This is a genomic window from Caldithrix abyssi DSM 13497, assembly GCF_001886815.1.
GTDB classification, from domain to species: domain Bacteria; phylum Calditrichota; class Calditrichia; order Calditrichales; family Calditrichaceae; genus Caldithrix; species Caldithrix abyssi.
This window is the reverse complement of record NZ_CP018099.1, coordinates 810,965-825,731: the sequence shown is the minus strand read 5'-3', so window position 1 is coordinate 825,731 and position 14,767 is coordinate 810,965. Positions and strand designations below refer to the sequence as shown.

Here is a 14,767-nt window from a genome sequence, read left to right as displayed (position 1 = left end):
GCTTTTATTTTAAAAGAAATCTTTGAAAATTAAGCTCTTTAATCAATAATATTTACAAACACCAAAGCCCTTTGTCAAACTGATTTTTTTTGTTTTACTTTAAGCCGCCGGTAACGATTCAGGGCGGCGGCCATCTCAAAAAGACGTGGTTGAGCAAAACTGCCCGGATGTTCATCGCCTTTCTGAAAGGGATTTAATCGATCCAGCCCATTTTCTCGCCAGAACTCTTCCAGTAACTGCATCAGCTCTTTGATCGTGCGTCGGCCATCCATCCAGCGCCGGCTTAAAAAATTAAGCGCAAAGCCGACGGCTCTGGTTTGACTGACATCGACCAGCTGTTCCACATGATGCAGGTCGATCGTTTCTCGGCCAAACTGGATGGTGTGTATCCCCCGCGCTTCTATCTTCACCTCTTTTTTCCCTCTGGAAGCGTCAAAACTTTCGGGCAGGGGAATGCGTTCGGTCACGGAGCGCCATTCGAATTCCCGTTCAAAATTGCGGGCGGCGTTTATTTTTTGGGCGATCTGGCGCGCTTCTTCGGTTGCAACGTACGGGCAGTACTCTTTCATCATGATCACCGTGTCCGCCACCTGAAAGTAATCGCCGCTGCCGCCCATGACCAGAATGGTGGAAACGGCAAATCGTTCGTACATTTCGCGAACACGGTCGATAAAGGGTGTGATGGGCTCAAATTCTTTGTGCACCAGCGCCTGCATGCGCGCGTCGCGAATCATAAAATTGGTGGCCGAAGTGTCTTCATCCACCAAAAGCGTCTGCGCGCCCACCTCCAGCGCTTCCAGAATATTGGCCGCCTGACTGGTGCTGCCCGAGGCGTCATCGGTGGAAAATTGCGCCGCGTCTTTTTCGCCCGGCAAATGATTGATGAACGGTCTGATATCCACCTTTTCCACGCGGCGCCCGTCCTCGGCGCGGATTTTAACAGCCGTAGGATCGGTTACCACATATTCGCGGCCGTCTCCGGGAATATGCGCATAAACGCCCCGTTCCAGCGCATTGAGCAGAGTGGATTTGCCATGGAAACCGCCGCCCACAATGAGCGTAATTCCTCGCGGAATACCACAGCCCTCGATAAAATCCTTGCCGTTTAGCGGGTTGATCAGTTTTAATCGTACTTTTAAAGATTCAGGCGCTTTAAAGGGCACGGCCTGTTCTGCTGGCAACGGTTTTTGCGAAATACCGCTCTCCCGCGGCAAGATGGCATTTTCGGCCACAAAAGCCGCCAGACCTTTTTCTTTTAATTGTTTTTGCAGTCCAAAAAAATTTTCGGTGTAATGGGCAAAACGCGTCACATATTGCCGATCCAATTTTTCGAAAAACAGCGCATGGTGGATGATCTGGGGCAGTTCATCAAAAAACATTTCCTGCGCCTGGCGCGCCAGAATCGTCCGCCCCCGCGCCGGCAGGCCCATTTCCATGCGCGCTTCCACAAAATCTTCGTTTAAGATAAGGGCGCTGCGCGGTAAAATTTCCTGACCGCCCACATCAATGGTAATCAATCCGCTTTTGCCGGTTCCGCGTTGTAAACGAGCAAATCGTCGAATATTCTGGTGGATGATGCGAATCAGGGCGTCGCCGGCGCCCAATCGCCTCTCTGTGGTGCGCAGCAAGGGCAGCGGAATTTGCGCCAGCTTTTGAGATACGCGCACACGAACTTTAGAAGGCGCGGCAAAAGGATCGCCCTGCACGTGGTCGATAAAAAGCATGAACTTTTCGTAGCGGTAAGCGCCTTTTAATTCTTTGTAAGCTTTGTATCCTTTGCCATCGATTTGCTGCAATCTTTTATGAAGATCGTTTGCCGTTAACATGCTTCCTCCGCCATCCCTAAATCATGATTGAACGAGGGGCAAATTTTCATCCCTGTTCCAGCTTACGGATTAACCACATCTCCAAAGCCAGCATGAGTAAGGCCAGGGTTAAAAACACGGGCCACAGTTCGCGTCCCAGGCGCGCTTTTAGCAAACTCTTTTCGCTAAAATCTTCTGCGTTTAAACGTACCACATCCGGGCGAATGCTTTCCAGCTTTACAAAAGGCCTCTTCCATTCCCGGGCATTCAGATTAACGGCAAAAGATTTGATCAATTTGCCGTCCTGTAAAATGCGGTAATGGCCGGGCTGAGCAAAGCCATCAAAAGAAAAGATTAAGCCAAAATCGGTCTGTTCAGGAATAATAGACACTACTTCTTCATCGGGCTTCTGCAATTGAAAATTGCGCTGCAGCTCGATTTGCGGCACGGTAATGGTAACTGGCTGGCCGATTAAAAATTGGTTATCCTCTTCGGCGTTGTGCGTGGCCAGGGCAAAAAGCTGGTGTAAAAAGGGAATGTACAATCCCCTTAAAGGAAAATCGCTCCACTGCCCTGTCAGACCGCTACTCAACACAAACACGTTCCCCCTGCCCCGTTTTTTAACCATTTGCACAAACGGATCACCATTGGAAAATTCAAATAAAACATCGCCCGCTTTACGCAATTTAAAGTATTGATAAAAATGCGGCCACTGCACCTCTGTCATCTTTTTTCGAAAAACCGGCTCCAATAACTGATTGCCGGCCAGCGTTTGCTTTAATGTAAAAAATTGCCCCACTGCGGCGCTTTTCACCAGCTCTAAAAACGGCTTTTTTTGAACCAGACGTTCCAGAATGTGATTGTAATCGCTTAACGAGCTGCTTAATCCCGGGATAAAAATGATGCTTTTGCCGGAATTTAAAAATTGGCTTAAAATGCCCAGCTGCATTTCGTTAATATTTAGCGGGTCGTCAAAAACCAGCAACTGGTACTCCGAAAGGGGCTCGGCCAGCCAGTTGGCTGCGGAAACTTCCGTAATTTTCAGGTTGGTTCTGGCCGACAGCGCCTGAAGCGCCGCCGAAATCTCAATGCCCGGGCGGTTTTGCACGTACAGCGCCCTGATTTCCGCCGGAATGTTTAACGATAAATAATAATGATTGTCCGCTAAAAGGGGATCGTCATCCAGCTCCAGCGTAAGATCGTATTGGCTGGCCCGATGGGGAGAAAAAAACAACTCCACATTTTTCGCGCTCTGGGGTGGAATGGTGACTAACTGCATGGCCAGACGATTTTGCTTATCGTACAGGCTAATCGAACTTTCCTTTTCTTCTTCTCCCAGATTTTGCACCACCGCTGCCACGCGCACCGGTTGCTGTAAATCAATCAGCCTGGAAGCCACATAGGCCGTATCAACGCTTAAATTAATATCAGCCTGAGCGGGGGAGCTCACGTTAATTTCATAAACGCGGGCTGCTACATTTTTTAAAATGCTTAAAGCAGAATCAGACAAAACATTCCGCGGAATTCTGCCATCGCTAATGATAATGATCTCTTTATTGTAGTTAGGAAACTTCTCCAGCCATTGCCTGGCCAGCAAAAGGGCATGGCCCAGGTCGAACGAAAAATTACTGACTTTTAATTGAGAAAATTCAAAAGATTCATTATAATTGTACTGCAAGGGCGCACCGGTGTCCAGATCCCCGGTGATGACAGCCACATGATCCGACTCATTGAACGTGTTCAGGATTTTTCGCAAAATATTCACGGACTTTTCAAAATGGGACTGAACATGGCTGCGCGTTTGCATACTGAGCGAATTGTCAAGCAAAATAACCGAGGTCGTTCTGGCTCCGCTTAACGGAGCGCTAAAAAAGGTGTTCAGAGCCGGCCGGGCAAAGGTCAACACCAGGAATACAATAAACAGCATGCGAATGAGGATGATCAGAATCTGATAAATTTTTACCTGCCGGATTCGTTTGCTTTGCAGTTCCTTTAAAAATTTAATGGAACTAAAGGGCAGGGTTTTTAATTTTTGTCGGTTTAAAAGATGTAGTATCAGGGGAATGAGAGCCGCCGCAATAACAGGAAGCACAAGACCGTTAATAAAGTTAAACATGGGTTTGATTCCGGTTTTAATATTACTTTTACAAGGGGTCAAATTAACATTTTAATCGGTTTTTTACAAACATAAAGACAGGGGCAAAATTCAGGCGATGCATGAAAGAAACTAATCGTTTACAACAGGTGGCGCCCTATTCTGTCCTTGCCAGTATTTACGACCATGTAATGTCCCACGTTAATTACGCGATGTGGGCCAATTACATTAAGGCGCTTTTCAAACTGGCCGGACGGCGGATATCCGTTATTGCCGATTTGAGCTGCGGCACCGGCAGCCTTTTGCCCCATTTACGCGGCTATCGACGCAAAGCGCTGGGCTTTGACCTCTCCCTGCCCATGCTTAAAACCGCCAACCGAAAATCTTCTGCGCGCCATTTGATTTGCGCCGACTTCCGCCAGCTTCCGGTTAAAACACATTCGCTCGACGCGGCGCTTGCGCTTTACGATTCGGTCAACTATCTGCATGCCGACCGGGACGCGCTCTGTTTTTTTAACGAATGCTACCGTACATTACGTCCGGGCGGTTTACTCATTTTTGATATTGTAACTCCCTATTTGTGCAAAACAGCGTTCAAAGAATACCAGGAAAGCGCCGTGATCAACGAAAACTTACGCTACGATCGCTTTAGCTTTTTTGATGAAAATGAAAACCTGCAAATCAATCAATTTAAAATATGGGTTAACGGTCAATGTTATTACGAAGAACATCGGCAAAAAATCAGAGAGGTTAAAGAGTGGATTCTGTTAATAAAACAAACAAATTTTAAATTGCTTGAAATTTTTAGTAACTTTAGCATGAAACCAGTAATGGAAACTTCTGACCGGGCTCATTTTGTTTTAAGACGATAGATCAATTCACATAAAAATTACGGGCATAATAATGATAAGTATGGTGGGATGGGCGGCCGGCTTTTTTGTTGTAATCCTTGTGGCGGCATACTTTATCTTAAAAGCAAAAGAGAAAAACCGCCTGGCTTTATTCCGGGTGCTTACGCATCTGGCCATTGAAGATATGAGTCAGCCTCTGGGCAGACTCGAGCTGGAAAATGTTCAGCGTCGCTACAACCTGATTCTCGACACCCTTAAAAAAGCGCAAAACGTGGCCAAAAAACCGGCCGAAAAAGTAAAGTGCGAAAAATTGCTCAAAGATCTTAACGACTGGCGATTACAGCAAATTCAGGCGATTTATCAGGAAAAATTAAACGGTCTCTTAAAACAGTACCACCAGAGCGAAGATATTAATCGCAAGCTTGCTCTGCTTTTTGAAGCGCGCCAGCTTATCAAGGAGGGAATTTTACGGGAAAGTCCCCTAAAAAAGATTGATAATTTAATCATCCGTCTTTATGTTATGCAGGCGCGTTCACTGGCCGAAGGTCAGCCCGAGCAAAAAAAGTACGAAATTTTTGAAGATTGCATCACTAAAATTTTTAATAGTGATATCGACGACAAAGAACTGGACGAATCGGCCGAATTTAGAAAATTGATTGATGAGTTTGAAATTCTGCACCGCAAATTTAAAGGAAAAAGGTCCAAGCCTGAATGATTGAATTTTACAATGTTACCTTAAGGATCGGCCAGAAGGAAATCTTAAAAGACATCTCTTTCCGACTTTTTAAAGGAGAATTTGCCTACATTGTAGGCCCCAGCGGCGCCGGGAAATCGACCGTGCTGCGTTTAATTTACATGGACCTATTCCCCGACGAGGGCATGGTCATTGTGGGCAATCATTCTTCGGCAAAGATCAAAGACCACGAAATCCCTTACCTGCGCAGAGAATTAGGCGTGATTTTCCAGGATTTTAAACTTTTGCAGGATCGTAACGTTTACGAAAATGTTGCCTTTGCCCTGCGCGTGGCCGGCGTTAAAGGTTCGGCCATAAAACGTCGCGTTTTGCGCGTTCTCAGCGAAGTAAACATCGCCCATCGTCGTAATTTGTTGCCGGAAAAACTCTCCGGCGGCGAACAACAGCGTGTGGCCATTGCCCGGGCCATTGTCAACGAACCGTTCATCGTTCTGGCTGATGAACCGACCGGCAATCTGGACATGCAAATCTCCATGGAAATTATGGAAATACTGGAACGCATTAACCGTCAGGGCACGGCGGTGTTGATGGCCACACACGATCAATCTCTTATTGAACGATTTCCGCATCGCGTAATTCGAATTGAAAACGGGAGACTGGTTGACGAATGAGTTTTATGTTTACCGTCAAAGAAGGACTTAAAGGACTGGGCAGAGCGCGGCTGGCAACTTTTTTAACGATTACCACGGTTACCCTGGCTCTGGTGCTCATCGGCTTTTTTATCGCCCTGTTTATCAATATCGATCGCTGGGTGGGCGAAAAACGTAAAAGCATCGAAATCGAAGTCTTTCTGGAACCGCTGATCAGTGAAGCCCGAGCCCAAAAAATTGCCGGGCAATTAAAAGCGCTGCCGGGGATTGAACAAATTAAGTTCATTTCAAAAAAAGCGGCGGCAGAACGCTTTAAAAAGGAATTCGGGCAGGATGTGGAAGCGGTGCTGGGCGCCAACCCCCTTCCTCCTTCTTTTGTTTTGCATTTAAGTCCCGCCCACCGCAATGCGCAGGCCATCCGCTCCATCTCCCGGAACATCGAAAAAATCGAAGGCGTAACGGAAGTGGTTTACGCCTCCGGCGCGCTGGCTCTGATCGATCGTTACACCACCATTATTTATTTAATCCTTGGCGGCCTGGGCCTGGTTTTAATCGTCATCATTATCATTCTAATTCACAATTCCATCCGCCTGATTATTTACGCCCGAAAAGAGATTATTGAAATTATGAAGCTGGTAGGCGCCACGCGCGCCTTTATTCGTCGGCCGTTTTTAGTTGAGGGCCTGTTTTACGGATTGGTTGGCGGCATGTTGGCCGACGGCGCTCTTTGGGCAGCTGTTTATTTGATTCGCAGTTTTATTTACCCACAAATGTACATGCCCGACGTCATTTACGGAATTCTTTTAGCGCTTGGCGTAACGGTGGGATTTATTTCCAGCCAGGTTAGCATTAACAAACATCTGGACAGCCTGCTGTGATTCTTACCGCATTGCCTGTGCCAACATCCATTTGACAAAAATTTGTTGAAAATCTATTTTAAATGTTCAAAAATAAAATAAGGGGGAAATTATGAAGATAGGAATCATCGGTTGTGGCTATGTTGGTTCCACCGTTGCCTATGCGGTGTTGTTCAAAAAAGCCGCCACTGAAATCGTTTTAATAGATAAAAATCACCAGCGCGCCGTGGCCGAAGCCGCAGACATCAGTCATGCCATCCCTTTTTCGCACGCCATCGATATTTACGCAGGCGACTATTCCGATCTTAAAGGTGCGGAACTGGTGATCATTGCCGCCGGCGTTAATCAAAAGCCCGGCGAAACGCGTTTGCAGCTTCTGGGCAGAAACGAAGCGGTTTTACGCCAGATTTTACCGCCTCTTCTGGAAAACGCTCCGGAGGCCATGATCTTAATGACCACCAATCCGGTGGACGTGATGACACATTTAGCGGCCAAGCTGGCCGAAGAGCTGGGCTACAACGGACACCTTGTCTTTGGCAGCGGAACCACACTTGACACCGCCCGCTTTCGTTCTTTGTTAAGCGCAAAGCTTGGCGTCGCTCCGCAGCATGTGCACGGCTACGTCATTGGCGAGCACGGCGATTCGGAAGTGTTGACCTGGTCTATTGTTGATATTGGCGGATTGCAATTAGATGATTTTGTGGCTGCCCAAAAGCTCACCTTTACCGACGCCGATAAAGAGCAAATTGACGAACAGGTACGTCGGGCCGCTTATGTGATTATTGAAGGTAAGGGCGCCACTTACTACGGCATCGGCGCGGCCGTGGCCAATATTGTGGATGTGGTGGCTCATGGTCAAAAAGCCATTTTAACCATCTGCAAACCGTTAAAAGAGGTAGAAGGCATTGCGGATGTCACGCTCTCCATGCCCCATCTGATTCACGGAAAAAAAAGGATGATGCCCCTGCCTTTAAAGCTGAGCCAGGAAGAACGCAAGGCATTGAAACAAAGCGCATCGATCATTAAAAAATTTCTGGATGATTTTAAAAACGGCGCCTCGTGAGGGAAAAATCTGTGCCCTCCCCTGTCATTTCGACGAATCCGCCCCGGCGGATGAGGAGAAATCTTCTCTAAACACAGCAAAAGAAAGATTTCTCGTCTCCCGCAGGGGAGGCTGTTGCAAATTCAGTTTGAGTAAAATTCAAAAAATTTGTAAATTCTGGGCGACAGATAAAACAAGTAATAACAAAGGAATTCCATGAGTTTTATTACTTATAATCGCTCACAAATGAATCTCTTTGGCTATAGTGTGGAAGATTTTGCCAGAGACGATCCAAAGAGTCGATTTGTAGTGGAGTTGGTTTCGCGCCTTGATTTAAGTGCACTTTATTCCCGTTATAGTTCGCAAGGCGGTGATTCTTATGCCCCAGACATGATGCTTGCCTTATGGTTTTATGCTTATAGTAACGGCATTACCAGCACCCGTAAGCTGGAGGAATTGTGTAAATATGATACGCGCTACATTTATATCACTGGGAATCAGCATCCAGATCATAGTACATTAAGTCGTTTTCGCAAGGCTCATTTGGATTTATTAGACCAATATTTTGTAGAGATACTTTTAATTGCCCAGGCCGAAGGCATAAGTAGTTTCAACCAGATAGCCATAGATGGCACGAAAATCAAAGCGCACAGCAGTAAGCGTCATGGCTACACTGAGGATCAATTAGACAAACGTATAGAGAAGTTAAGAGCAGAGATCAAGCAATACATGCAGCGCTGTAATTTTGTAGAACAGGGGGCCACGGATGAATTAGATTTAGAAACTCTTCGAGCGGAGAAAGAACGGCTTGAGCGCTTAGAGAAAGAGATATTAGAACGTAAAGCCCAATTGAAAGAGCGTAAGAAACAGCTCAAATCAGAACATCGTTCAAGACATCAAATAAATGTAAAAGAGCCGGATGCCCGCATGATGCCTTCGGTGGATGGACCGGGTTATAACGCACAATTAGGCGTAGATATGTCCAGTCATTTAATAGTAGCTCATGAAGTCGTAAGCCAGCCCAACGACCAGGGTCAATTCATACCGATCCAAGAACAAGTAGAGAAGAATCTTGGTTCAGATGATAAGCGATCTTACACAGCCGATTCCGGTTATCACAATAGCGCAGACCTAAAAGAATTGGAAGAAAAGCAGATCGATGCCGTAATAGCCGATCCCCAGTTATCCAATCGTTCGATAAAGGAGACACCGACCTCCAAGGAAGAATTGCAAAAAGAAGAAAGAAAACTAAAACGAAGTGATTTTGTGTATCATGAACAGGGAGATTACTATGAATGTCCGGCGGGTAAGAAGCTTTTTCCAGTTGAGAGGAATAGCGAACGGATCGTATATCGTTCCAATGATTGTCAGGACTGTCCCTTAATTAATTTATGCATTTCCAGTAAAAAGAAAGTTAAGCAAATCCATCGTTCAGTTAATGAGAGTTATTGCGAACGTATGGCGAAAAAGTTACAAACTTCAGCGGCGCAGGAACGACTAAAGAAGCGTTCGGCGACAGTTGAACCTGTTTTTGGTAATTTGAAGCATAATTTAGGCTATCGTGGATTTTCCTTATCTGGTCTTAATAATGTTCGTAGTGAATTTACGTTAATGTGTATTGGGCATAATATTAATGTTCTATTTAAAAATATGTTAGGGAAACGTTTAGCAGCGTTTATAACAGCATCACAAGAAAAAGATGATCTATTAATTTTATTTTCAAAGAATATTTTGGCGTTTTTAATTCTATATTTTGCCCAACGTTTAAGAATGAGAAAAAATTATCAATATCGGAGAATATAAACATTAATTCCTCCCCCCCCCATGCAACAGCCTCAGGGGCGGGACCCTCAAATTGACAAAACAAAGAGGCGCACCCAGGAATGAAGGCGAAACCGTTTCAACGTTTTATGCTTTTCAGAGTAAAGTCGTGGCTTCTGCACGGTTAACCTGCCCACCGTTGGAAAATAACGCTTGCTTTCACTCAGATTTTTCTATTTTTAATCATCTTTACACGCCTTGTGTATGATTGATTGATTCAAATTTTTTACATTTTATCACATCATCTTTCGATAATTCGTCATTCGTAATTCGTCATTCGTAATTTAAAGTTGTATTGCAACATCCTACCCTTTTTAAAGCATTTTTCACTACGCATGTAACGTTGCGGAATTTTAAAAAGAAAATTTGAGTATTACATTATTAAGTTTAATTTAAAGAATCAATAAAAGTGATAGTCGATTATTACAGCGGCGCAGTAATTTGCAGCCGCTATTAAAAAGAAGAAATCATTCCTGCTGCGTGCGGAATAGGATCAGGAATCGTAATCCGAAAGGATTGTATGAAATTCATTTTAATGAACATCCCCTTCATTTTCATTTTAAATTGTAACGGAGATTTTTCAATGCATAAATACACCAATCGTTTAATTGACGAAACCAGCCCATATTTACAACAACACGCGCATAATCCTGTGGACTGGTATCCCTGGGGAGGCGAAGCGCTTTCTCTTGCCAGAGAACAAAACAAACCCATTTTGTTGAGCATCGGTTATTCGGCCTGCCACTGGTGCCACGTGATGGAAAAAGAATCCTTTGAAGACGAAGAAACCGCGCAGTTGATGAATCGACTGTTCGTTAACATTAAAGTCGATCGGGAAGAGCGGCCGGACATCGATCAGCATTACATGGAATTTGTGCAAACGCTCACCGGATCAGGCGGATGGCCGTTAACCGTCTTTTTAACGCCCGATGGCGAACCTTTTTACGGAGGAACCTATTTCCCTCCTGAAGATCGCTACGGAAAACCCGCCTTTAAAAAACTCCTGGTCATGGTTTCCGAATATTATCACAAAAATCGCCAGCAACTTGAAGAGAATCTGGACAAAATTCGTGAGATTATGGCCCGGCAACGGCGCGAAATTAAAGGCCGCCACATTCCCGATACCGAGGCCTGGAACCAGGCAGTGCAACGGCTTACTCAGTTTTACGACGCGCTAAACGGCGGAATGGGACAGGCCCCTAAATTTCCGGCGGTTCAGGTCTTTTCCCTCTTTTTGCGAAAATTCGCTCACCATGGAGACAAACAATTCTTACGCATGGCGGAGCACACCCTGCAGCGCATGGCCAACGGCGGCATTTACGATCAACTGGGCGGCGGATTTGCCCGGTACGCCGTCGATGAAAAATGGCGCGTACCCCATTTTGAAAAAATGCTTTACGACAACGCCCAGCTCGCCAGCCTGTACATCGATGCCTACCGACTTACGCAGAATCCCTTTTACCTGCAAATTGCCCGCGAAACACTGGAATTTGTTCGGCGAGAATTAACCGACCCCGACGGCGGTTTTTACTCCAGTCTGGACGCCGACAGCGAAGGCCAGGAGGGTAAATTTTACCTGTGGTCAAAAGATGAAATTTTAAAAATTCTGGGCGATGAAACGGGTCGTCTTTTTTGTGCGCGTTTTGGCGTAACCGATGGTGGGAATTTTGAAGGCAGCAACATTCTGTTCGTTAGTAAAAGCTTTGATGAACTGGCCGCTGAATTTAAAAAAACGCCGGAAGAAATTGAAGCCCTGATCAGGCAGGCCCGAAAAAAAATGCTTGCCGAGCGTGAACAACGCATCCGTCCCGGCCTGGACTACAAAGCGCTGACCTCCTGGAACGGTTTGATGCTCAGCGCCTTTGCCGCGGCCTACCAGGTCACTCTAAATCCCACCTACGCCGCAGTTATCGATAAAAACATCGACTTTGTGCGCCGCAACCTGTACCAAAGCGGACGTTTGCTGCACGTTTACAGTAAAGGTCAGAGCAAAATTGACGCCTTTGTGGATGATTACGCTTATTTGATTCAGGGGTTGCTGGATGCTTACGAAGCTCTTTTTGACGAACACTACCTGCAAATGGCGGTGGAGCTCACGCGGCGCGCCAACGACCTTTTCTGGGATAAACGCCACGGCGGCTATTTTTTTGAAGCAACCGGCAAAGACCAGGCCAAGCGCCATTTCAAAAGCGAAACCGACGCATCACAGCCTTCGCCCACGGCCGTAATGCTGCACAATCAATTGCGTTTGTTTCATTTTACTGGCGAACAACTTTATCTTCAAACCGCCGAACAGTTGATGCGCAAATACGGCCAGAAAGCGCTGGAAAATCCCTATGCTTTTGCCAGTTTTTTAAACGCGCTGGACTTTTATCTGTCGCAACCGCTGGAGATTTTAATCTTAAAAAAGGATCAGCAACGATTTGACGCCTTTCAGAAACTGATTTTTAGCCGGTATTTGCCCAATAAGGTGGTTCTGGTACAAACGGCTAGCTCAAAGGCTTCCATGGGACGCCCTCTGCTGCAGGGACGCGAATCCATGGAGGGCAAAACCACCGCCTTTGTTTGCCACGGGCAAAGCTGCTCGTTACCCGTTACAACGGTGGACGGATTAAAACAAATTCTGGAAAAGAATTAAGCTTTGTCAGAAAACGGCGTTTTCACTAAAAAGCGAAAGAATATTGCCGGCAGCAGTGCACAATGAGCCGGGATGTTTTTTAGCGGATAGTGCCGTCTATGCTTCGTCCTGGATTTAAAAGGCATATCCAAAAGAAAAGTAAAGTTGCTCGCGGGCTTCGTTGTTCCAGCCGTAGCCAATTCTAAAAGGGCCCACAGGCGTATCGGCAGCCACTCCCACCAGAGCCGTACGCAAGGGGACATCCAGCCGCAATGCATTTTGCGCCACCTGGCCAACGCTTCCCGCAGTGTTCAAATACCAGCGTTTGCCAAGCCTGTAACGGTAGTTTAGACGTACATACCAGGCAAACTTCCCCCAGCGTTCCTCCCGATGAAAGGCGGCCAGATCGTCCGGACCGCCCAGACGAAAGTTTTCGTAAACCGGCAAGTCATCCGCCGAGCCGGCAGCCATAAGGTCCAGCCCCAAAGTGTGGCGTTTCAAAACCGTCAGATTGGCGTTAAATCGTCCGCAGAATTTAGCAAAAGTTTCTCCGACAGAACTCTGTAAACCGCTGACTGATACGGCGTCTAAAATCAAACGGATGCCTGAGGTTGGAAAATAACGGTCGTTGGTGTTATCGAAAACCATTTTAGCATAGACACCCCAGTAGTCCGACGTTTGATTGGTAAGCCTTAAAACCGGATTCTGTTCGAGCCACACCCGTTCACGGCGCAATCCGGCGGTAAAAAGCAAATAATGATTGGGCTGGATGCCCGCAGAAAACTGAGCCACCGCGCGTTCTGTTTCCAGATGGCTTAACTGTCGGCCCCCTTTCGCATAAACAATGGGTCGATCGCGCTCGTAATAAATACCGTTATGCACCACTAAAGGCGTGGCAAAAAAACGGTCATTAATGACTTCGATTCCTACACGATTATGCCAGTCGCCAAAGCGCACCAGCGGCATAAAGCGCTCGCCCCAGCCCAGAAAATTAAAATGCACGATCTGCACAAAACCGCTCAAACCTTCCTCAGAGCGGTAATTAAGCCCAAACCCGATGGTTCGCGGATATTTTTCAATAACATGAATGGTAACGCCCACCGATTCTTTTGAGAGCGCTTTGAGTTCCAGCCACACATTTTCAAATAGACCGGTGGCATAAATATTTTTTACACCATTCAGGGCCTTAACTTTATCAAAACGATCGCCTTTTTTTAACGGAAATTCTCCGGCGATGACCGAAAGCCGCACTCTGTCCCTGCCTTTAACCTGAATCCATTCAATCCGCGCATGGTTCAACAAACCGCGATCCAGCTTTCTTTTACCTTTCGAACCCGAGCGGTAATCCGCAGGCACCATTTTTTTGATTTCAACCATTTTAGCCATGGCCGCCTCATAACCGGCCTGAATTAAAGAATCCAGTTTGCTGTAGTCGGAAGAACGGTGGTTACCCAGATCCGGCTCGATGAGCACATCGGCCAGTTTCAGATTCTTCTTTTTCAGCTCGCGAATAGTAATATCCAGCGTGTGTGAGGCCACATCGGCAAAATGCTTGGGTTCTTTGCCCAGAGGAAAAAGATCCTCCAGATCGGAGGCAATAATAATATCAGCTCCCATCTGTTTGGCGATATCGGTGGGCAGCATGTCCAGCACGCCGCCGTCCACCAGCATGCGGTCGTCCACGCGCGCCGGCGCAAAAACCAGCGGAATGGACATACTGGCGTGAATGGCCTGCGACAGTTCGCCCCGCCCCAGCGCCAGAAGTTCAGCCGTGGCAATATCCACCGCCGTTACACGCAGGGGAACGACCAGGCTGTCAAAATTGTTTTGCGCGGCAAAGTTAGCCTCCGCAGTTAAGGCAAACAGCTCTTCGCTAATGCGCTGCCCGTTATTCAGACCGAATGGCAGGTAAATATCCCAGAATTTAAAACGTAAGCGTAAAAGCGGCTCCAGCATGCCATAGCGTTTGCTAACCAGTACGCGTTTGGGATCCGGTTCTTGATTAAAAATAGAATTCCAGTCTAACTGGTGCACGATATCGCGCATCTCATGGCCCGAAAATCCGCAGGCATAAAGCCCGCCCACAATACTGCCCATACTGGTTCCGGCGATAAGATCGATGGGGATGTTGTTTTCTTCCAGAGCCATAATTACGCCAATATGGGCAATGCCGCGTGCGCCGCCGCCGCTTAAAGCCAGCCCCACTTTTAAAGGTTTCTGGGCATACAGGGGGATGCCAAGCCACAGCACAAGGGCCAGCATCCCGCTTAAATATTTTAAATGCGTGGCCGATACGGGTGTAAATACTTTTTTTATTAATTCCATGGCTCTGCTC

General features: G+C 46.6%; 10 protein-coding genes. 7 read left to right on the top strand and 3 right to left on the bottom strand.

All coding sequences use genetic code 11. The features are described 5' to 3' along the window. Positions 1-74: 74 nt before the first annotated feature. Both Cabys_RS03270 and Cabys_RS03265 read right to left on the bottom strand, forming a co-directional pair. Complete coding sequence (locus Cabys_RS03270) at positions 75-1,826, bottom strand: ABC-ATPase domain-containing protein (RefSeq protein ID WP_006928721.1); 1,752 nt, start codon at positions 1,824-1,826, stop codon at positions 75-77. 46 nt (positions 1,827-1,872) lie between these two features. Continuing rightward, a complete protein-coding gene (locus Cabys_RS03265) occupies positions 1,873-3,921 on the bottom strand; it encodes a BatA domain-containing protein (protein ID WP_006928720.1) in 2,049 nt (682 codons plus the stop codon). Between the two features lie 101 nt (positions 3,922-4,022). Here Cabys_RS03265 and Cabys_RS03260 point away from each other — a divergent pair, with 101 nt between their 5' ends. From Cabys_RS03260 to Cabys_RS03230, 7 genes are all read left to right on the top strand, one after another. Further along, positions 4,023-4,772, top strand: a complete 750-nt coding sequence (locus tag Cabys_RS03260) for a class I SAM-dependent DNA methyltransferase (RefSeq protein ID WP_006928719.1) — start codon at positions 4,023-4,025, stop codon at positions 4,770-4,772. Between the two features lie 31 nt (positions 4,773-4,803). Further along, positions 4,804-5,466, top strand: coding sequence for a hypothetical protein (locus Cabys_RS03255; RefSeq protein WP_006928718.1), 663 nt, complete (start codon positions 4,804-4,806; stop codon positions 5,464-5,466). Next, complete coding sequence (gene ftsE, locus Cabys_RS03250; RefSeq protein WP_006928717.1) at positions 5,463-6,116, top strand: cell division ATP-binding protein FtsE; 654 nt, start codon at positions 5,463-5,465, stop codon at positions 6,114-6,116. Before Cabys_RS03255 ends, ftsE begins: the two co-directional genes overlap by 4 nt. Beyond that, positions 6,113-6,973 carry a cell division protein FtsX gene (locus tag Cabys_RS03245; RefSeq protein ID WP_006928716.1) on the top strand — a complete coding sequence of 287 codons (861 nt, stop codon included), beginning with the start codon at positions 6,113-6,115 and terminating at the stop codon, positions 6,971-6,973. Before ftsE ends, Cabys_RS03245 begins: the two co-directional genes overlap by 4 nt. Positions 6,974-7,064: 91 nt before the next feature. Then, the gene (locus tag Cabys_RS03240) at positions 7,065-8,015 is read left to right on the top strand and encodes an L-lactate dehydrogenase (RefSeq protein ID WP_006928715.1); all 951 of its coding nucleotides are present in this window, start codon (positions 7,065-7,067) and stop codon (positions 8,013-8,015) included. A gap of 195 nt (positions 8,016-8,210) precedes the next feature. Then, positions 8,211-9,797 (top strand): IS1182 family transposase, encoded by a 1,587-nt coding sequence (locus Cabys_RS03235; protein ID WP_006928714.1) that lies wholly within the window; start codon positions 8,211-8,213, stop codon positions 9,795-9,797. A gap of 601 nt (positions 9,798-10,398) precedes the next feature. Next, positions 10,399-12,453 carry a thioredoxin domain-containing protein gene (locus tag Cabys_RS03230; RefSeq protein WP_006928713.1) on the top strand — a complete coding sequence of 685 codons (2,055 nt, stop codon included), beginning with the start codon at positions 10,399-10,401 and terminating at the stop codon, positions 12,451-12,453. A gap of 114 nt (positions 12,454-12,567) precedes the next feature. On the opposite strand, the gene Cabys_RS03225 is transcribed toward Cabys_RS03230, so the two are convergent. Beyond that, a complete protein-coding gene (locus tag Cabys_RS03225; protein ID WP_006928712.1) occupies positions 12,568-14,757 on the bottom strand; it encodes a patatin-like phospholipase family protein in 2,190 nt (729 codons plus the stop codon). Between the last annotated feature and the right edge of the window lie 10 nt (positions 14,758-14,767).